Origin of the sequence: Methanobrevibacter sp., assembly GCF_045112895.1 — an archaeon.
Classification (GTDB): domain Archaea; phylum Methanobacteriota; class Methanobacteria; order Methanobacteriales; family Methanobacteriaceae; genus Methanocatella.
The window spans coordinates 1-20,920 of sequence record NZ_JBGUIH010000016.1 but is presented as its reverse complement, the minus strand read 5'-3'; the positions used below and the strand labels follow the sequence as shown (position 1 = coordinate 20,920).

Annotated in this window: 15 protein-coding genes; 11 read left to right on the top strand and 4 right to left on the bottom strand. The window is 36.9% G+C overall.

Going from position 1 to position 20,920, the window contains the following annotated elements:
* Nucleotides 1-5 precede the first annotated feature (5 nt).
* Nucleotides 6-986, top strand: a complete 981-nt coding sequence (bsh, locus tag ACJMLD_RS03340; protein WP_405267959.1) for a choloylglycine hydrolase — start codon at nucleotides 6-8, stop codon at nucleotides 984-986.
* 133 nt (nucleotides 987-1,119) lie between these two features.
* Nucleotides 1,120-5,025 (top strand): C1 family peptidase, encoded by a 3,906-nt coding sequence (locus ACJMLD_RS03335; RefSeq protein WP_405267957.1) that lies wholly within the window; start codon nucleotides 1,120-1,122, stop codon nucleotides 5,023-5,025.
* Between the two features lie 12 nt (nucleotides 5,026-5,037).
* Here the strand turns inward: ACJMLD_RS03335 and ACJMLD_RS03330 are convergent, their stop codons facing one another.
* From ACJMLD_RS03330 to ACJMLD_RS03320, 3 genes are all read right to left on the bottom strand, one after another.
* Nucleotides 5,038-5,748: a thymidylate synthase gene (locus ACJMLD_RS03330; RefSeq protein WP_405267955.1), complete on the bottom strand. Its 711-nt coding sequence runs from the start codon at nucleotides 5,746-5,748 to the stop codon at nucleotides 5,038-5,040.
* Between the two features lie 238 nt (nucleotides 5,749-5,986).
* Nucleotides 5,987-6,556 (bottom strand): DapH/DapD/GlmU-related protein, encoded by a 570-nt coding sequence (locus tag ACJMLD_RS03325; protein ID WP_405267953.1) that lies wholly within the window; start codon nucleotides 6,554-6,556, stop codon nucleotides 5,987-5,989.
* A gap of 8 nt (nucleotides 6,557-6,564) precedes the next feature.
* On the bottom strand, nucleotides 6,565-7,254 hold the full coding sequence (locus ACJMLD_RS03320) for a hypothetical protein (RefSeq protein ID WP_405267951.1): 690 nt from the start codon (nucleotides 7,252-7,254) through the stop codon (nucleotides 6,565-6,567).
* Between the two features lie 306 nt (nucleotides 7,255-7,560).
* On the opposite strand from ACJMLD_RS03320, the gene ACJMLD_RS03315 reads away from it, so the two are divergent.
* The 4 genes from ACJMLD_RS03315 (at nucleotide 7,561) to ACJMLD_RS03300 (ending at nucleotide 10,889) form a co-directional block, all read left to right on the top strand.
* Nucleotides 7,561-8,334 carry an ion channel gene (locus ACJMLD_RS03315; protein ID WP_405267949.1) on the top strand — a complete coding sequence of 258 codons (774 nt, stop codon included), beginning with the start codon at nucleotides 7,561-7,563 and terminating at the stop codon, nucleotides 8,332-8,334.
* Nucleotides 8,335-8,476: 142 nt separating this feature from the next.
* A complete protein-coding gene (locus ACJMLD_RS03310) occupies nucleotides 8,477-9,049 on the top strand; it encodes a helix-turn-helix domain-containing protein (RefSeq protein ID WP_405267947.1) in 573 nt (190 codons plus the stop codon).
* A gap of 23 nt (nucleotides 9,050-9,072) precedes the next feature.
* Nucleotides 9,073-9,228 carry a hypothetical protein gene (locus ACJMLD_RS03305; protein WP_405267945.1) on the top strand — a complete coding sequence of 52 codons (156 nt, stop codon included), beginning with the start codon at nucleotides 9,073-9,075 and terminating at the stop codon, nucleotides 9,226-9,228.
* Nucleotides 9,225-10,889, top strand: a complete 1,665-nt coding sequence (locus ACJMLD_RS03300; RefSeq protein WP_405267943.1) for an AMP-binding protein — start codon at nucleotides 9,225-9,227, stop codon at nucleotides 10,887-10,889. Before ACJMLD_RS03305 ends, ACJMLD_RS03300 begins: the two co-directional genes overlap by 4 nt.
* A 493-nt stretch (nucleotides 10,890-11,382) precedes the next feature.
* On the opposite strand, the gene ACJMLD_RS03295 is transcribed toward ACJMLD_RS03300, so the two are convergent.
* Complete coding sequence (locus ACJMLD_RS03295; protein WP_405267941.1) at nucleotides 11,383-11,619, bottom strand: hypothetical protein; 237 nt, start codon at nucleotides 11,617-11,619, stop codon at nucleotides 11,383-11,385.
* Nucleotides 11,620-11,835: 216 nt separating this feature from the next.
* Between ACJMLD_RS03295 and ACJMLD_RS03290 the strand changes: the two genes are divergently transcribed.
* The 5 genes from ACJMLD_RS03290 to ACJMLD_RS03270 all read left to right on the top strand — a co-directional run.
* Nucleotides 11,836-11,976 carry a hypothetical protein gene (locus ACJMLD_RS03290; RefSeq protein ID WP_405267939.1) on the top strand — a complete coding sequence of 47 codons (141 nt, stop codon included), beginning with the start codon at nucleotides 11,836-11,838 and terminating at the stop codon, nucleotides 11,974-11,976.
* Between the two features lie 140 nt (nucleotides 11,977-12,116).
* Complete coding sequence (locus tag ACJMLD_RS03285) at nucleotides 12,117-12,269, top strand: hypothetical protein (protein WP_405267937.1); 153 nt, start codon at nucleotides 12,117-12,119, stop codon at nucleotides 12,267-12,269.
* Nucleotides 12,270-14,241: 1,972 nt separating this feature from the next.
* Nucleotides 14,242-14,412, top strand: a complete 171-nt coding sequence (locus tag ACJMLD_RS03280; protein ID WP_405267936.1) for a hypothetical protein — start codon at nucleotides 14,242-14,244, stop codon at nucleotides 14,410-14,412.
* A gap of 22 nt (nucleotides 14,413-14,434) precedes the next feature.
* On the top strand, nucleotides 14,435-14,965 hold the full coding sequence (locus tag ACJMLD_RS03275) for a hypothetical protein (protein ID WP_405267934.1): 531 nt from the start codon (nucleotides 14,435-14,437) through the stop codon (nucleotides 14,963-14,965).
* A gap of 805 nt (nucleotides 14,966-15,770) precedes the next feature.
* A partial coding sequence (locus ACJMLD_RS03270; protein WP_405267932.1) for a right-handed parallel beta-helix repeat-containing protein occupies nucleotides 15,771-20,920 on the top strand: 5,150 nt, incomplete at its 3' end.

Below are 20,920 nucleotides of genomic sequence, written 5' to 3'. Positions count from 1 at the left end.
TAAAAATGTGTACTGCAAGTAATTACATAACCGAAAACCATTATTTCGGCCGTAACTTTGACTATGAAATTTCATATAAGGAAAGAGTTACAATAACTCCTAGAAATTATGAATTCAAATTTAGAAAAATCGATGACATTAAAGTGCATTATGCAATCATTGGAATTGCGGCAGGCATAGACGCATATCCTTTATATTACGATGCATGCAATGAAAAAGGTTTGGCTATTGCCGGTCTTAACTTTGCAGGTAATGCTGTTTACAGGGAATTTGAAGAGGATATGGTTAATATAGCTCCTTTTGAGTTAATTCCATATCTGCTTGGAAAGGCATCCAATCTGGATGAGGCACGTGAATTGTTGGCTGAAATCAATCTTGTTAATATCAACTTCGCTGAAGAGCTTCCTTTATCTCCTCTTCATTGGATGATTTCAGATAACAGCGGCAAATCCATAATTGTCGAACCATTGGAGGACGGACTTAAAATTTATGACAATCCTGTTGGAGTCCTAACAAACAATCCACCTTTCGATAAACAATTATTCTATTTAAACAATTACAGAAACATCTCAAATAAAAATCCTGAAAACACATTCGGTGGAGATATTGATTTGGACGAATATTCAAGAGGAATGGGTGGTTTAGGTCTTCCAGGGGATTTATCTTCCGCTTCAAGATTTGCAAAAGTCGCTTTTACTCGCGCAAATTCCTTTTCAGCTAGTGATGAAGCAAGCAGCGTCAGCCAGTTTTTCCATATTTTAGGTTCTGTGGAACAACAAAATGGATGTACATTTATAGACGATCCTGATTTGTATGAATATACAATATACACTTCCTGTTATAACACTAATGAAGGTGTATTGTATTACAGGACATATAACAACTCTCAAATCTCAGCCGTTTGCTTAAATAATGAAGATTTGGATTCTGAGAATTTAATAAATTATATGTTAATTAATGAAGAGCAATTTAACTTTATTAATTAATCTTTTCTCTTTTTTTAATTTGTGATAACGCCTTTTTTTATATGAATATTTATATAATGAGAGTAATAAATATCAATAATCTATATATTTTACCAATTTTTGATGTTCAAAGTGGTAATGTGGAGGAAATAACTTGAATAACATAAAATTTATTTCATTGTTTTCAATATTGCTGTGCCTGTTGCTTATTGTCCCGACAGCCTTTGCGGATGACAATCAGACAGACATTCCGATTGCCGATTCCTTTGATGATAATGCTTTAGGCGACGGAGATTATTATTTTGATGCAAATATTGAAAATGATGCTGGAAACGGGTCAAAAGAGAATCCCTACAAGAAATTAACTCCCGATAGGATAGAAGACAATAATTCAATCGTTCACCTATCAAGCGGCAAATATAGTTTGGGGGGTGACGTTAACTGCAATAATCTGAAAATAATTGGCCAGGGCTCTTCAAAAACCACTTTAAACAACGGCAAAATTACAGTTTCAAGTTCATTGACTCTTATAGACATTTCCCTTAAAAATGTTACGATTGTCAATAAGGGAAAGCTCACCGCAACAAATTCAATCATTAACTATAATGCCGGAAACCATATTCTAGGCAAAATCGAGGGCAATAATTTGACCATATCAGGTAACGGCGCTTCGGATACATTTTTAAAGAGCGGTACAGTTTCTGCATCAACTTCATTGTCCCTAAAAAACATCGCCGTTAGCAGTGTTCCAATAACAACCAGCGGCAACATTACAGCCACAAACACTGTTTTTGATTCATCTTCATCCACTACAAATGGAGGTGCAATCTATTCCAGCAGTGAAGGGGCGACCATCAGTTTGAATAACTGCACATTTTCGAACAATCGCGCTTCATATGGCGGGGCAATCTATATGAACGGCGGTGCCCTAATCATTAAAAACTCGCTGTTTAAAAACAATCAGGCCACCTATTACGGAGGCGCAGTCACAGCAAAGAATTTCGTAAGCATCACTGTTAAGAAATCAAGATTCATAAATGATTTTTCATTGAATGATGCAGGCGGAGCATTTTACATCGTTGATTCAATACTGACTGCAACCAATATGGAAATCAGCAGCTGCAATGCTACCTTTGGCGGTGCGATTGCATCATTGAGCTCTGATTTAAAATTGACTAATTTTACAGGAAACAAGAATAGGGCAAAATACAGCGGCGGAGCAATTTACCAAATGTATGGAAGCTGCAATTTGGCCAGCTCAACATTCACATCCAATTCCGCTAGAGATGGAGGGGCGTTGTTCGTTGACGAGCTTTCCAGTTTCAAGCCAACCAATAATAAGTTCACAAAGAACACCGCTTCAGGCACTGCTGGAGCTGTATATTCCATAATCTCCGAGGAGTTGGCTCCAGTCTCTGTTTTAAATGCAAAATTCAACAATACATTTTCCAAGAATACTGCGGCAGTCAAAAACAGCGTATACGAATGCAATTTGCCTAGTTTGGAAATAGGAAATAATGATTACATTATGATTAAGTATAAGGATTCATATGATGGAAAACTGCCAACAAAATATGATTTGAGGTCTTTAAATCAGGTAACCTCTGTTAAAAATCAGGGAAAGGGCGGCAATTGCTGGGCTTTTGCCGCATTGGCCAGCCTGGAATCCTGCATATTGAAGGCAACCGGAAAGTCATATGACCTCTCCGAGGGGAACATGAAAAATGTAATGTCACTTTATTCCGATTATGGCTGGAACATGGCCACTAATGATGGGGGCTATGACAAGATGGCTATCGGATATCTGACATCATGGCTGGGCCCTATTAATGAAAGCGATGATAAATATAATGGTTTTTCCTCATTATCCTCAGTATTTGATAGTTTTATCCACATTCAGGACGTTCTATATTTGAAGAGAACTTCCTATACCGATAATGATGCTATAAAAAGGGCAATTATGGATTATGGTGCTGTTTCAACAAGCGTCTACTGGAGTTCCTCATACATTAAGAATACCAAGAACTATTATTATGATGGCGATTCATCCGCAAATCATGCAGTATGCATAGTCGGATGGGATGACAACTACTCAAAATACAATTTCGGAAAAACCCCTAAAGGAAACGGGGCCTGGATAATCAAGAACAGCTGGGGCACATCATCAGGAGATAAGGGATATTTCTATGTCTCATATTATGATGTAAAATTGGCTCCAATCAACAAGCCTGAAGCCACTTACGTATTTGTATTGAATGACACCTTCAGATTTGACAAGAGCTATCAGTATGACATTCAGGGAAAAACCGATTACTTCCTGAACTCCTCAAGCAGCGTCTGGTATAAGAACTCATTCAAGGCAAGCAGCAAGGAGTATTTGGCTGCAGTATCAACATATTTCGAAAAGGAAACCTCCTGGGATCTCTCGATTTATGTCAACAAGGTCCTTAAATTGACCCAGTCTGGCAAATCTCCTGCAAGCTATTCGACAATCGAACTGGATAAGCTGATTTCACTTAAGGCAGGTGATTCGTTTGACATTGTCTTCAAAATTACGGTAGACGGCAATGCAGGAGTTCCTATTTCAGAAGACATTTCACTCAATAGGATGCTTTACCGTGAAGGAATATCCTATATAAGCTATGACGGCAAGAAGTGGGTTGACCTGTTTGAATTGACCTGGAACTTCACATCCCACAAATATTACTCACAGGTTGCCTGCATCAAGGCATTCACAGTATTGAAAGCGGTCGGCACAAGCGTCAATCTAAAAGTTACAAATGAGGCCAATCCGGTTGAGATTACTGCAACAGTTTCAAATCAGTATGGAGGCATCGTCAAATCAGGCAAAGTCACTTTCACTGTAGACGGCAAGAGCTATGCCGTAAATGTAAAGGACGGGGTTGCAAAATTCAATTATCTGCTTTCAAATTCAAAAAGCAAGGTGGTCAATGCCACATTTACCGCTGCAGGATTTAAGAGTTCCAACTCAAAGATCAGTGTAAAAGCAAAAACTGTTTCAATCAAGGCTGATGACCTTGTCGGTTATTATGGAAAAACCGTTAAATATAGCGTCACTTTACTTGACAGCGATTCAAATCCGGTCAAAGGCAAACAACTGAAATTCAAGGTAAATAATAAGGAGTATGTTGCGGCTACAAATAAGAATGGAATTGCCTCAATCAGTCTAGACCTAAATGTGGGTACTTATAAGGTTGTTGTAAGCTTCAACAACACATTCAGCTATTCCAAATATAATGCAACCAAATCGATTACCGTCAAACCGACTGTAATCCTTCCAAGCATAACAAAATATACATTTAATTCAAAATATCCTATAACCCTATATGACAGCAATGGAAAGCTGCTGAAAAACACAGAATTCGATGTCATAATAGGCGGGCTGATAGATACAGTATCAACAGATTCATATGGAAAGCTCAATTATAACATCGGTCTGAATCCCGGAACATATAATATTACAATTTCCAATCCAAAGACCAATGAGACTGCCTCACAAAGCATCAAGGTTGTTGCAAGGATTACTAAAAACACTGACTTGACAATGTATTTCGGTGCCGGATCATCATATAAGGTCAAGGTCGTTGACGATAACGGAAACGTTAAAAAGAATCTAAAGGTTGAGTTTAGTGTAAATGGAAAGATATACCACAGATACACAAATGAAAACGGGTATGCATATCTGAAAATCAGCCTGCAGCCTAAGACATATAAGATTACTGCAACCTACAACGGATTCAAGGTATCGAACAGGATTACGGTAAAGCCTACCATTATTACCAAGAACATTGCGGTCAAGAAGGGCAAAACCATCAAGTTCACAGCCAAGCTCTTGAATTCGAAAGGAAAAATAGTAAAATACAAGAAGCTCACCTTCAAGTTCAAGGGCAAGACCTATAAGATAAAGACCAACAAGTATGGAAAGGCCACTTTGAAGATAAACAGTAAGATAACCAAAAAATATAAGGTGGGCAAATATGCCATAACCACCAGCTACGGCAAGGCCAAAATAAGCAATAAGATAACAATTAAAAAATAAGGTTAAAAAACCTTATTTGTTCGCTTTAATTAATTTGCGGGCTGCTTTTAAATCAGTATTATAGATGTGTCCGGAAGTTGAGTGATAGTGAACTCCACCAAAGTTTAATTTTTCACCCATAATCTCTTTGTTGACTTCCTCTTTCATTTTCAATCCAAGATAAGCGATGAAATACATATTTGAGTAAAATGCGCCGAAAATATCATTGCTTCTGAAGATACAATGGATTGTCAGCTCATTGTCCCTGACTAAACACTGCAGGAACTGAAGGCATGGGATGTCCTCTTCTTCAGCATCTTCCACAGGGTTGATTGTTACTGCCACCGCCCTGTTGGATCCGGTTGCATTAAGAATTCTTTTCTTCATGGTTTCAAACTGGTCCACGTCAAAGTGTGCAAAGATGCGGTTTGGATATGTGTATACGAATCCTTGGGTGTTTTCGATGATGTCCGGGTCTTCTGCAGACCTTACGTATTCGTATAATGCATCGCTTTTGATAGGGCATCCGTCAAGGTCATATTTTCCGGATTTAATATCTGCAAGCATCATCTGTGTGGTGTAGTTTTGATATTTTGCTCTGAATTTCAAGTCCATCGGATCATCAATTATGTAAAAATTACCTAAACTTTCAACTAAATGATGATTTGAGTCTTTATAGGTTTCTTTTCCTTGCTTTAGGATTTTATCTACAAAATCTAAATAACATTGGTTAATACTTAACATAAATAACAGTCCCTTTTCAAATTAATTTAATTTATGTTCCATTTGGTATATATTTTTATTCAAAATTTAAAAATTTTGCCTTATTCGGTTGGATGATATAGATTTCAAGATTGCTTTTTGCAGAATTGTTCTTCAAGATCACTTATTTTAAAATTAGCTATTAGAATCTTGAATGATTTTACCAAGCTATGTTTTAATCAATAGGTAATTTAACTAAATGATGGTTGTGGGATGGCAATCATTCGCAAACCTTTTTGATGAACCTTGCGGGAATGCCGCCGACAACGGTATTCGCTTCAACATACCTTGTGACTACCGCACCGGCCGCAACAATGGCACCTTCGCCTATGGTGACTCCAGGAAGCACGGTAACATTTGAGCCAAGCCAGGCCTTGTCGCCAATATAGATGGGTGCCGGATACATGTCGGCCCTGTTTTCAGGTTCTTGGGCATGGTTTAGGGTTAGAAGGCATGCATTATGGCCTATCAGGACATCATCTCCAATGTAGATTCCTCCCTGGTCCTGCATCTTGCAGCCTGAATTTATGAAGACATTTTCGCCGATATGGATATTCTTGCCGAAGTCGGTGTTGAATGGCGGTATCAGGCCTAAAGTCCTGTTGATGGGCTGTCCGGTCAATTCAGCAAACAGTTCCTGAATCTCTTCGGAAGTGTGATATTCGCTGTTGATTTTGTGTGTAACCTTCAATGCCTCCTGAAGCATTTCATGCATTAATAGGTGTTGCGGGGAATTTGCAACAATTCTTTTCCCGCTGTTTACATATTTCAGATATTCCTCTAGCTTCATTTTGCCACCTATGTGTATTTGACCATCAGTCCGAACAGTTCCTTTGTCATGTCGGTAGAATTCTTCTTGGTAATGTTTTCCGGAATTTCATATACGAAGGTAGGGTATCCCGCTTTTGCTATCGGCTTTGAAACCAAAACGGCTGATGTTGATTTGTATGTTTCGTTTCCTGTTCTCGGATAATATCCGAAATCACTGGTCTTATTTATTTTTTTAGCTATCTTGACTGATGCCTTGTCCATTTCAGGGGTTGCAAGATAAAATCCTTCCCCATACCAGTCGACATGTGAATGGCTGATTATTACACAGTCGGCATCTGATTTTGTAACATCGGGGTTGACGAAGTCATGGACGAGGCTTTCGCCGTTAGCGCGTCCCTTCTTGTAATTTTTAGGGTCTTTTGTCACATTGACCTGATAGTGTATAATCTTAACGTCATCGCTTTTGTTGGCAAATTCCTTTGCCGCTTTGATTTCAGGGTTTATTGCGAGCTTTTCTCTTGGATGTATTCCTGTAATCAATGCGATGGTATGGTTTGCGCTTTCATTTCCATATACGATTTTTTCCACTGTGCCCAAGCTTGTATTTCCAAGCACACGATATGGTGAGTTTTCAATCTGTTCGTTATCGTAATAAATCAGTGCGCCGAGAATCAACAAAAAGATTACAATGAGAATGACTTTTGTTTTCCTTTTCAAGTTTTCACCTTGATTGATATTTGATAATTTTTAATATATTATTTTTTTGTTAAGGCCAGACTTCTGACCTTAACGCCAAATTCCGGGAAATTCTCATCGGCAACATAGTTTATTTTTTCTCATGACTGTAAAGATATTGGCTTAATCTTTACAATAATTAGTTTGTTATTAAAATATATGTATTTTTTGTTGGTTTTAAGCTATATAATCCAATATGGGCTAAATTCAATGTAATCAAAGCAATTTTTATCCAATAAAAAAATATTATATACTTTGATATTTAATATTATAAATATGGGTGAAGGCATGACATACAGGGATTATCTTTTCAAGGGAATAAATATCCTGATCATCATTGACTGTTTGATGATTCTATACCTGTTCCTGTTCAGGGATTCAGGCGGAATTTCTAATTACGTTATTGTCTTTGATGTTCTTTTATGTGTCGTTCTCCTGTTTGACTTTTTCTTCAAATTGAATAATGAAGATGGTAAAAGGCAATTTTTAAGGGATAATATTCTGTATTTCATTGGAATACTGCCTTTGGAACTGATATTTCCATTTCCAGCTATCGCCTTTCGCTTTCTGATACTTGTAAAGCTGTTCAGAGTTTCCGACTTCGTTAAAAAGCACTTCAATATCCTATTCCAATTCTTTGAAAATACCAAGGTCGACATTCTGCTGTGGTGGATTCTTTTCATAGTAATCGTCTTTACATTTGTCATCTATTTCATGGACCCGACACTGGATATGGTCGACAGCCTGTGGTTTGTGATGAGTACACTGACAACAGTGGGATATGGTGACGTTACTCCGAATTCTTTGCTGGCCAAAGCCGTTTCCCTGATACTGCTTATCCTGGGGGTTTTCATATTCTCCACACTGACAGGTGCAATATCTTCATACTTCACCGATAAGGTCATAAACATCGACACCGATGTGGAGGAGAATGTGGCGCTGCTTCATGAGAAAATTGACAGGATCGATGGCGAACTGGAAGCAGTCAGGCATGAGCTTGCAGCATCACGCGAAGAGAACAGGAAGCTGAATGAGAAAATCGACGAATTGCTGGAAAGATAATTTGAATCAACAACTACTTTTTTTAGGATTTCCAAGCTGAAATTAAATATCTGTTCAATTTTGGGATACTTTTATATATCTTCTTAAAGATATCTATAAATACTTAAATCTTTTAAGTAAAAATCCAAAAGAGTGAAAATATATGACAAACGAAGACTTTGCAAAGAAAATCAAAGACATTAGAGATAGACAGAACATGACAATCGAAGAGCTTTCAGAGAGAAGCGGCGTTAAGCTTGAAGTCCTCCAGGCAATGGAAAACGGAGAGGTTATCCCTTCACTTACACCACTGACCAAAATGGCAAGGGCGCTTGGAGTGCGCTTAGGAACATTCCTCGACGATACACCTGAACTCGGACCGGTCGTCACCAGAGGCGGAAAGACCGAAAACTCACTGTACTTCTCAGGAAGGGAAGATGTGACTAATGCAACCAATCTGGAATTCCACTCATTAGGAGCGGGCAAAATCGACAGGAACATCGACCCGTTCATAATCGACATCGAATATGAGGCAGGCGAAAAGGAACTTTCATCTCACGAAGGCGAAGAGTTCATATATGTTCTGGAAGGCGAAATCGAAGTTATTTATGGTAATGAGACATACACAATTGGAAAAGGAGATACAATATTCTATGATTCAGTAGTGCCTCACCACCTTCACGCAAGCGGTGAAGACAAGGCAAAGATACTTGCAGTGCTATACACTCCATATTAGATGATGATTGAGGATTTGATAAGATGTTTGAAATGACAAAATACCAACAGAATATCGGCAGTTACATATTTGGATTGTTCACTCTTGGTTTGGATTTGCGATGCTTGCTGTTGGGTTTGCGCAAACGTTTTATCGGCATTAGAAATTTTGAAGTTAAAGGAATGGAGGCTTTCCAATGAGTGAATTATTTACAGAACTCCCGATAGGGAAATTTTTTGAAAAAATGGTTGAAAAACAGCCAGATCATGAATTTATAGTTTATCCGGACAGGAATTTAAGATTTACATATAAGGAATTTAATGAAAGAGTCGACAATCTGGCAAAGGGAATGCTGGCTATCGGCATTGAAAAGGGCGACCGTGTAGGAATCTGGGCCAAAAACGTTCCGGAATGGCTGACCTACATGTTTGCAACCGCAAGGATAGGTGCAACAATCGTAACAGTCAACACCGCTTATCAGGCTCATGAACTTGAGTATGTTCTAGGCCAGTCCGAAATGAAGGCATTGGCCATGACCGACGGATTCAGGGATACAAGCTATTTCGATATTATCAACGAGCTTGTGCCTGAACTCAAGACATGTGCAAGAGGCCATTTGGTTACCGAGAAGTTTCCTTATTTAAAGTTCATTTTCCATGTAGGCCAGGAAAAGCACCGCGGAATGTATAACACAAACGAACTGCTGCTTTTGGGCATGAACTATGACGATGATGAATTTCAAAAGGTAAAGGATGCAGTTAGTCAATATGACGTAATCAATATGCAGTATACCTCAGGAACTGAAGGTTTCCCGAAAGGAGTAATGCTTACATCCCGTAACATTTTAAATGACGGATATTACATTGGGGAAAACATGAACTACACAGAAAAGGACAGGCTTTTGTTGCAGGTGCCTCTCTTTCACTGTTTCGGAACAGTTTTAGGCGTAATGGCAGTGATTACCCACGGCTCAACAATGGTCGTTCTGGAGGAATATGATCCTCTTTTAGCCATTTCATCAATCCAGAAGGAGAAATGCACATCAATCTACGGAGTTCCGACAATGTTCATCGGAATGATGAACCATCCTATGTTTGAGATGTTTGACATGTCCTCCCTAAGAACAGGAATCATGGCAGGATCAACCTGTCCGGTCGAGACCATGAAGGATGCAATCGAAAAGATGAACATGAAGGAGATTACTAGCGTATACGGCCTTACCGAAGCGGGCCCTGGTTTTACACAGACAAATGCCGCAGATTCATTCGAGAAAAAGATCAATACAGTCGGCCGCAAGTTCCCTAATATCGAAGTCAAGATTATAGACCCTGAAACCGGCGAGGAATTGGGTCCTGGCGAAACAGGAGAGATAATGTGCCGCGGATTCAACGTAATGAAGGGATACTACAACATGCCTGAAAAGACCGCCGAGACAATCGAGCCTGACGGATGGCTTCACTCCGGCGATTTGGCTACCGTTGACGAAGATGGATACTACTCCATTGTCGGCCGTATCAAGGACATGATCATCAGAGGCGGTGAAAACATCTACCCTCGTGAGATAGAAGAGTACCTCTTTACCCATGAATGCGTTCAGGACGTCCAGGTTGCAGGAATTCCAGATGAGAAGTACGGTGAAATCGTCGGGGCGTTCATCATCAAGAATGAAGGATTTGACGATGTAACCGAAGAGGACATCCGTGATTTCTGCATAGGTTCCATTGCAAGATTCAAGGTGCCTAAATATGTGTTCTTTGTCGATGAGTTCCCTCTTACAACAAGTGGAAAGATACAAAAATACAAGTTTGGCGAAATAGGCCTTAAGCTATTGGATGAAAGACGTGAAAGGGGAGAATTATAGATTCTCTTCAAAATTTTTACTTTTTTTTTAAAAAATTTTTCATTAATAATAATGAATAGGGCATTTTAGTTAATTTTATATTTATCTTATTTTAAACTTTTAAATGAAGAAATCTTAATATCATGATTCAATTTTGTATAAAATATTTTACATCATTCAATCTTTTGGTATTTGGGTTTTTTTCATTTCCGGATTTATTTCCGGGAGTATGATAAATTTGATTTATCATATGGGTAAGTAAAAGATTGTATTGCATGGGAGAAATGATGTCTGTAAAAAAATAGTTTTACTAATCCCGACCAATTAGTGTCTGCGATTAGGCTGTAACTACGGCTGTGTTCTCTAATGTTCATTTCACATTGGAGGAGTGCCTTCGATATATATTCATATCTGAGAGAACGCTCCTGAAAAGGGGTATGGCAGAGATTGACGTTACACGTATTGATTATAGGTCAAAATTTCATTTCAGTTAATTTAACTTTAGCTGATACACTCATATTCCTATATTGAGTGAGGTAAATGTTACTAAAAGTCTTATGATGCAAATGGCCAAATAAAGCATCAAACTTTTCAATATTGCTGTTGTACTGTTGTCTGATGGCTTGTATGTGCTGATGCAGCTAATATTATAGTAATTATTGGAAAAAGAGCTTTCAGCAATTGCTGCATAAGAACGTTCTGATATATCATATGCCTTCGGTGAAGAGATGTCTCTAATCAGGATGTTCATGATGTGAGGGCAAGGGCAGTTTTGTGATAGGTAACGCTCATTCCAACATTACCCAAGATGTTGTTACTGTGTTTGGGATGATGCCAAAGACCAAGATGGCATCAACCTTTTGACATTGCTTTTTTAAGCGATGCACTATTTTTTCAGTAACCTATGCTTGACGTGTGTTCGAAGATGCTTTTATTAATTGCAACGTTGCAGTTGCTCAAAATTGTAATGGCTCATGATTATAGTGCTCATTTTCCAGGCATTATCTGTAGCTTTGCTGTAGTTTGGGATGAAGCCAGTGACCAAGATGGTGTCAGACCTTCCGATATTGCTGTTTTATTGTTCGCTGATTGCGTGTATTATGCCTGATGCTGCTTTAAATAATGGCGATGATTGGAAACATTCTTTCAGTCATTTGCCACAGGAACGGTTTTGAGATTGCATAAGCCTTAGGTTATGCATATTATTGGCAAAGTTACAATTGCTGAGAGGGGGTAGTGATTCTGTAATTGATAACACTCACGGATGATGTTTTTTCGATAGTTGACTTGACTATTGGCAAAACAGTTGGTGAGAGTATTCGTCGGTGCACTGTCGTTCCATCAATATGGCTGTCGATGTCTCTTTTGATGTTGAAATTGAATGTTGTTGGATGTGGTTAAGGTTATGCTATTTCTTCTATGGTTGGTTATTTCTCATGTTGCTGCTGGTGACTGTTATGAGTCACTAATGACATACAACTTTAGTAAATAGGGCTTAGAATAACGCTGCAGGTGTCATTGTGAAAAAAACAGTAATGCTTAACGTTTGGTTAGTTTCTTAATCAATATTAACAAAGCAGTTAACGATTCTTTTGCGTGAACGAAAAGTTTTCGATTTCAATCTATTGAGATTGGGCCCTCAAATGCTATTGATTTCGGAAAAATTATTCGTTCCGGCAAATTCTCTTATTTGGTTGCAGTGCAGATGGTTGCAAATGGTTATTTGATTGTCCAAATCAAATGCCTTTGACTTTTTGCATCTGCAATTAAGGTTGTTCTTTAGCGATGAAACTTGGGCAAAAAATCGCTAATGTAACTTGCCTTGAGGATATTGCTGTAAAAGAGGTAATGGGCTGTTGCCGTTAAACACTAGTTAGAAATCCTAATCAACCGGCTTATGTTAAGAGTGCTGTCGATTTCACAATTAATTCACTAATAATGCGTTATATTGCCAAAATGTCGTGTTGATATGTAACTTGAAGGCCACTTCTGAATTGATGATTTTAATCTAATTCACGGCCTTTTCCCTATCGGTTACTTAAACAGGACTTTTAGGCACTTAACTAATATCTTAGTTGTAAATTGACTTCACGAAACCAACAGAACTACTGATGAAAATCCTATTTGTGACTTTGCAATCAGCAATCGTTAATGCATCCAATTTAGCTATTGGTGATTTGATTGAATGGAATTGATTCATTTAATTTATTGTCCATGCGCTGCGGGTGATGTTGCGGTAAGATACTTGCCAGCTGGATTTAAAGTTATTGCTGCGGCTCCATCAGAAGGGTAGTTTTGATAAAGTGGTGAAATGGGGGATTTCGGAAATGTCGACTTCCTGTTTTCTCTTGTTTTGGTTACATTATCTTGATAGGGGCAAAAATTATGAATATTGCAATTGCGATTCCAGCATTCATGACACTGAGAAGTCTAATGTTCGATTCAATAACGCTGCTGCTGCCGATCAGATTCGATTTGTCTATTGGTTGATCTGTAGCGGAGTGAAGTTCAAGCCGGTAATTTATTTGCTTGGATAATCCTTGATTCCATATTGTCCAAGTGATGCTGGATGTTTGGCGATTGCCTAAATCTTTAAAGGTTTATTTAATGTAGCAAAATGGACCTTAAGAGGCAATATTGAATTATTAGAATTACAATGTGGTTTGATTCTTTGACTGAAGTTTGATGTTATTATTGGCCAAAGGTGAATTGGTTACTTTAGATATATAGTGAAGTGATCAGCTATGGCTTAATTGGCAATGAAGGTAATTTGTTGTTTGACTTGAGCCTGAGACTCCTTTAAAGTAATATGTGGCTGGTAGTCAATAGCATATCTTATGATTGCCATGCATCCCGTTTTTTGATGTTTTTGGTCATAAAATGGGATGAATAAATAGAAAACGCAGAATTAACTTGTTCTTAACTGGTTAAGATTCTTTTTTATTTTTTCAATCAATTTTTTACACCCGTATAATAAACATTTTTATTTTTAATATTGCTTTCACTTTGAAAAACTGTTCTCATTTGAAACTTCTTGTTTTTTATGCAGGTTATGCAATTATTATGAAAACAATAATTATTTTAACTTCTAACATTTATGGTTAACGCGATAAGGGCAATATTTCCTAATGAAAATCTTTTTATACAACCTCAAACTTAATTTATAATACATTTCAAAGTTGATTGATAACCACACCATCATATTAGATTAGGGCTTTAGATTTTTCAAGGATTTTATACTTACACCACAAGCCTATATTGCATAAAGTGTAGTTTTCTTTTAATTTTAACATAAACTTAATGGCGGCCGTTTTACTATTTGTTCACCACTTATTCTCCATTTCACGGCTGCAGGTATCATTGGAAGGGTTGGATGATTGATTATTGGGACATCATATTCATTTTCGAATATATTGCAGTGGCTCTGCTAATTATGATCATGCTTCATGCATTGGTGTTCGCTGCATTTAGCTATCTGGAAACCGGCAATCCGATGGTATACATAAGGAACTTCTATTGGAATGTCTATCACATCAAGATTTAACCATCACTTAGAGGAATCATATATGGAAATAACAAGAAAAATCAATGTAAACGTAAAAGAGACTGTCGAAAGGTCCGTCAGCGGCAACAAAGACTTCCATTTCTATGTGGATGAGCTTTCATCCAATGACTACATGCCGACATATGCAGGCATGGCCGATGAAAAGTATTCTTTCGATGAGATGAGCGACGAATTTTTCGAATTTTTAGACAGGAAAACTTCAGAAGATGGAATATACATTAGGCTGGTGTTTGCAAGCTGTGTGAATTCTGGTGATGAAGCGGTTTTTGAGCTTGAATATGCCAACATCAGGGAGACTTTCAGGACCGATGATCTGGAAAACGTTTTGGAGTTCGAGTTTGCCGACTTTGGAGTGAGAGTCAGAGATGGTGAAGCTACATTCGGTGCAACCGTTGAAGGCGGATGCGGCCAGACCCCCTACTTTGCCGAGTTCGGCTCATCCAGATGCAATGAGGTTTATCTGTCTTTGGAAAATCCATTGAATCTGCACATAATTGAAATCATGGAAAAAATGATAGTCATTGATGAATGATTTTCATTTATTCTACTTTCATGATTATGATTTACAAGGAATAATTTTATCCAAAAAAGGTTTTTTTGCCTGTATTTTGCCGATTTCAAATCGGCTTATTTTCGTGATTTTTCCTAATTTGGATAGGAAATGGGTGCTCTTTTGCAATTCCATTTTTTTCTTTTTGTATTGTTCATGCAGATTAAATACAATATTGGACTATTGAAATCTGTAAATGTAAAAGGGGTATTGTCACTTAAATTGTTTTTAAATTGTTTTTATGAAATCAAGTGCGGAAACTGGTTTAAACATTGAATTTATTGTTGAAATCAGCCAATTATTTTGTCTACAATATCTTGTAATATCTATCATTTGTTTTTGGTGTTTTTTTATTCGTTTTGAATATTTGCCTTATCATATCATTTTATCATGGATTAAATCGGTTTTCAGTTTTTTAAAATCATTGGAATAATGCTTTTTTTTCAATGAAATTGTTGGCTTGTGAACTGATTTTGTAAGGTTTATATATCATTGCAGTTAATGTAAAGATGTAAGATAATATTCTAATCTTGATTTTTATTAGATGGAACAAGTTATTTTGTTCAAAAAACTTTAATCAATCCTTAACAATATAAAAGAGATTGTTATTATTTTTAATAAATTCAAAAAAGATTGAATATTTTTTTACATTATCCGGATTTTTTTATCCGGATCGGTATGATAAACTTTGTTTATTATATGTGTAAGTAAAAAATTGTATCGAATAGGAGGAGATTATATCAAGCGAAAAATAATTAATTCGATATTAATTATTTTGATATTATTCTTGTTCGTATCTTTTATGGGGGCTGCAAGCGCAGCAAATGATAATTCAATAAATGAGACGATAATAAGCACGTCGGATGGTGGTTCATTATCGGTTCCAATATCCGAATCTGTGGATGATAGTTCATTAGGCGTCAGCAATGACGCAGAAGTATTGTCTGCAACTTATGATTTATCCGGCTCAACAGTTCAGGATATTCAAACTATCTTTAATAATGGTGTTCTTCAACCTGGGGATACACTTTATTTGGGAAATCAGGATATCTCATCTGGTTGGACGGAATGGAATGGAAATGAAATTATCAATGTCAATGTTCCTAATATAATCATAAGTGGTGGATCCAGTTCCAATCCTAACGGTGTTTCTACTATTGATGCTAATCATGCTAAAGTATTCAACATCCAGGCTTCTGGCGTTACTTTAACAAATATTAAAATTATAAATTCCAATGGTGGAAACGGTCCAGGTTCCGCTGTAGCGGTTGACGCTTCAGATTGTACAATAACAAATTGTGAATTTGAAAACTGTGAAAATCAATACGGCGGAGCTGTGAGAGCAACAACATCTGCTTCAAATCTCAAGATTGAAAACTGTAATTTTTCAGACAATCGCGGAAGATGGGGCGGATTTGGTGGTGCAGTCTATTTGTCAGGTCCTGACGCCACTGTTGAAAATTGTATTTTCAATAACAACAATGCAGAACAGTATGGTGGAGCAATTTATTCCGATGAGGAGGCTTCAAATACGAAAGTAATAGATTGTACATTCATAGACAATCACGGTGCTATTGGTGGTGCAATATATGCCGGTAGGCCGGGATTAACCGTGGACGGTTGTGAATTTGAAGACAACACTGCTTCTACTTCTGGTGGTGCGATAAGTATTTATCACGATGATGCGACCATATCTAACTCAAATTTCACTAATAATAATGCATCAATCGATGGTGGAGCAATTTATGTTAATGATTACTGCTATAATTTTAATGTAGATTCATGTGATTTCACTAAAAACAATGCATTAGGTGTCGGTGACGGTCAAGGTGGTGGAGCAATTTTCATCGCCAATGATTGTGAAGATATAACCGTGCAAAATTCCAATTTCACCTCAAATACTGCTAATACTGGTGGTGGGGCAATCAGAATGGAATATACTGAAAGTATGGAAGTTGAAAATTCCATATTCAAAGACAACGTAGCGAAAAGTATTTACAATAATCCTAGTGAGGTTTCTAATGGTGGTGGAGCAATCTGGTCCTGTAGGGGAGAAACCACAATTAGAAATTCCACCTTTGAAAGGAACCAAGGTTCATATGGTGGTGCATTAAGGGGAAGAGTAAACACTTATGATTCTGATTTCTATTTAAACACTGCTTTCGAGGGTAATGGTGGTGCTATTGACGTTACAATAGATTTAAATCAGGGCAGTACACCTGATTTAAAATATGTAAATACAACATTCGTAAACAATACCGCAAAAGGAAATCGTGATGATGAGAGAGCGCAAGGTGGTGCTCTTCACATGTATAAGATTAATCATGTTGACATAATAGATTGTGAATGTTATAATAACACTGCTGATAGAGGTGGAGCAATCGACTTATACATTATTGGTACAACTAATGTAGATAATTGTATTATTGAGAATAACAGCGCTATACATGAAGGTGGTGGATTCTTCATCAATACTACATCTACACCTAGTGAGTTTAAAAATACTGTTGTTTCCAATAATGATGCAGGAACAGAAGGTGGAGCAATTTTCCTTATTGCAAATGGGGCTTTATTTGAAAATATTACTTCATCAAATAACACTGCAAACATAGGTGGTTCATCCTATATTAAAGGTAATGACACTACTGTTCGAAATTGTACTTTAGACAATAACAGCGCTACTACAAGCGGTGGAGGATTTTATGTCGAGGGTGACAATTGTCATGTTGAAGATGTAATCCTTACAAATAACACTGCCGAGGAAGGTGGTGCAATATATGTCTACGGAAATTCTGCCTATTTTGACAACATCACATCCGCAAACAACACTGCCGATTATTACGGTGGTTCATTAAATGTTCAAGGAGATAACGTAATTGTTAAAAATTCCAATTTTACAGATAATGAAGCATTCTTAGGTGGTGGTGCGATTTATGTTTCCGGTCATGAAGGTAAATTCCAAAACAACACCATTGATTCCAATGAAGGTAATATGGGTGGTGGAATTTATGTTTCCGGAGATGGCTATGAATTTTCAGACAATAATGTAACCGACAATAAAGGTGTTTTCGGTGGAGGAATCGTGATTGACGGATCCAATACACTATTTACCAACAATAATATTTCATCAAATCATGCAAGCAGTATGGGTGGAGCAGTATATGCAGACGGTGAAAATACCAATTTCACCCATAACACCTTTTCAGACAATACTGCTTACTGGTCCGGTGGAGCATTATATGTTGATGGTGAAAACACATATCTAGAGGATATTATCGGTAATAACAACACGGCCCAAAACGGAGGATTTGCCGATGTCGATTGGGCTACAAATCTAATAGTCAAAAACTCAACATTTATTGATAACCATGCTACAGGCAATATTGATGATGGATATGGTCTGGGCGGTGCTTTCCACATATCTGGATCCGAGGGTGTGGATCTTGAAGCTAATTTCTATAACAATACCGCAACTAACGGTTCAGCAATATATGTGGAAGATTCAACACTAAGAGTCCATGACTCTAATTTCTTTGATAACCAAGCATGGTCTTATCAATTAAATTTAACTCCTAAGCCTAACACACGATTCAATCGAACCGATGATATTACAATCAGTGTTAGTCATCAAGGAGGGGACAATATCGCAAATGCTATTCATAATGCGAATGGTGAAAGCGATGTTCAAGTAAAAAATATTACTTATCCATTTTATACTGTCGATGGACAAGTAATCAATAAAACAACCCCAAAAGATAGATACGTTACTCCTGTTGACAGTCCGGATGCTGATGATATATATCTTTATGATTTCGAAAACAATCAGGTTATTACTTTAGTTCTCTACAACGGAAACGGAAGTTTCGTTTATAATGATGAGACTGGAGAATATGAATATGTTGGAGAAGGTGAAGAAATTAATAGATTTACTTATATTGTTCATCCGCTTTATGAAATCCAAAATCAGGGTAACGAAATTAATGTAACTCAATGCGGTAAAAACAGTACATATACATTTGATGATGATACTGGTAAATATGTCTGCAATAATTCCGGTAAAATAACAACATGTGACTATGAATCTGTAAATCCTGAAGTAGATCAATACACATTTAACGAATCTGGTAAGATAACAGTAGTTTTACACAATAAAACCAACAACAAATATACATTCAATTTACCTGACGGTAAAGTTACAGAGTTTTATTATAATGAAACTACTGGTGAATACATTTTCGAGGACAATGGCAAACAAAGGAAATATTATGCTATCGAAAAGACAGATATCTATGGAACTATTGACTTACCGCTCACTAAGATTAAAGGCACTTTAGATCCTGGAAACTACACAGTTTCCGCGTTCTACAAAGAAAGTACTTATTATACTGAAATTTTCAACTATACCAATTTCGAGGTAATAGGAGATTTAAGTCCTAACATGACTGTTGAGAAAGTTTCATTGAATGGTACTGATTTTGTAATTGTTAATGATACTGTTGCGTTTAATATTACTGTATTCAATACTGGTGGCTGTGATTTGCATAATGTGAATGTTACTGATGTGTTTAGTGCTGGTGACTTTACTTTTGTTGGTTATTCTGAGGATAAAGGTTGGACCAGAGTTGGAGAAAGTTTTGTTTTCACTTATGGTACTCTTGCTAAAGGTGAGAATACTACTTTCACTGTTTGGTTCATGACTTTAACTAATGGTACTTTACCAAATAATGTTACTGCTAGGTCCAATGAGACCAATGATACTAATGATACAGCTAATGTTACTGTTTACAGTCCTAATATGACTGTTGAGAAAGTTTCATTGAATGGCACTGATTTTATCATTGTTAATGATACAGTTGCGTTTAATATTACAGTTAACAATACTGGTGACTGCAATCTTTATAATGTGACTGTTGATGAGTTATTTAATTCAACTGAATTGGAGTATATTGTTCATTCCAATAATATAACTTGGATTAAGAACAATAACACTTTCATTTACAATGCTACATTAGGTGCTGGCGATATTATTGTTTATGAAATCACTATTTATAATCGCGGTGGGTGCACCATTGAAAACATTACTCTTATTGATGTTTATAATTCAACAGAATTGGAATATGTTGGTTCTATTGATGACAATATTGTTGTAAAAATGGATGATAAGATTTTTGTGAATTTGACTATGAATTCTAATGAAATTTTAAAAATTCCACTTAAATTCAAAATGTTAGTCAATGGTACTTTAACTAATATGAGTCCTAGTGTTGATTATGACATTAAAAATGGTGACGAAAGTGCTGATAATGTAACTGTCAAGAGAGTGATGAAAGAGTCATATCCTACATTACATGTTGGAGAAAGTTCTACTTTCACTATATGGTTTAAGGCTAAAACCAATGGTACTTTGGTAAACAATGTCACTGCCAGGTCCAATGAGACCAATGATACTAATGATACAGCTAATGTTACTGTTTACAGTCCTAATATGACTGTTGAGAAAGTAAGTTTAAATATTACAGATGATGTCCATATTAATGATACTGTTGCGTTCAATATTACTGTATTCAACACTGGTGACTGTGATTTACATATTGTGAATGTTTCTGACATCTTTGATGGAAATGAGTTTACTTTTGTTGGTTATTCTGAGGATAAAGGTTGGACTAGAGTTGGAAATAGTTATGTTTTCACTTACGGCACTCTTGCTAAAGGTGCAAATGCTACTTTCACTGTTTGGTTCAGAACTTTAACTAACGGTACTTTGGTAAATAATGTTACTGCTAGATCAAATGAGACCAACGAAACTAACGATACTGCAAATGTGACTGTTTACAAACGTATTTCAATCAATGTTACTAAGGTTTGGGATGATGCTAATGATCAAGATGGCATTAGACCTGATAATATTAGTGTTGAGTTACGTAATGATACTGGCGT

Coding starts and splice junctions, on each gene's coding strand:
- bsh (WP_405267959.1), top strand. CDS start 6: ATGTGTACTGCAAGTAATTACATAACCGAAAACCATTATTTCGGCCGT.
- ACJMLD_RS03330 (WP_405267955.1), bottom strand. CDS start 5,748: ATGTTAAGTATTAACCAATGTTATTTAGATTTTGTAGATAAAATCCTA.
- ACJMLD_RS03325 (WP_405267953.1), bottom strand. CDS start 6,556: ATGAAGCTAGAGGAATATCTGAAATATGTAAACAGCGGGAAAAGAATT.
- ACJMLD_RS03315 (WP_405267949.1), top strand. CDS start 7,561: ATGACATACAGGGATTATCTTTTCAAGGGAATAAATATCCTGATCATC.
- ACJMLD_RS03310 (WP_405267947.1), top strand. CDS start 8,477: ATGACAAACGAAGACTTTGCAAAGAAAATCAAAGACATTAGAGATAGA.
- ACJMLD_RS03305 (WP_405267945.1), top strand. CDS start 9,073: ATGTTTGAAATGACAAAATACCAACAGAATATCGGCAGTTACATATTT.
- ACJMLD_RS03300 (WP_405267943.1), top strand. CDS start 9,225: ATGAGTGAATTATTTACAGAACTCCCGATAGGGAAATTTTTTGAAAAA.
- ACJMLD_RS03295 (WP_405267941.1), bottom strand. CDS start 11,619: ATGAACATCCTGATTAGAGACATCTCTTCACCGAAGGCATATGATATA.
- ACJMLD_RS03290 (WP_405267939.1), top strand. CDS start 11,836: ATGGCTCATGATTATAGTGCTCATTTTCCAGGCATTATCTGTAGCTTT.
- ACJMLD_RS03280 (WP_405267936.1), top strand. CDS start 14,242: ATGATTGATTATTGGGACATCATATTCATTTTCGAATATATTGCAGTG.
- ACJMLD_RS03275 (WP_405267934.1), top strand. CDS start 14,435: ATGGAAATAACAAGAAAAATCAATGTAAACGTAAAAGAGACTGTCGAA.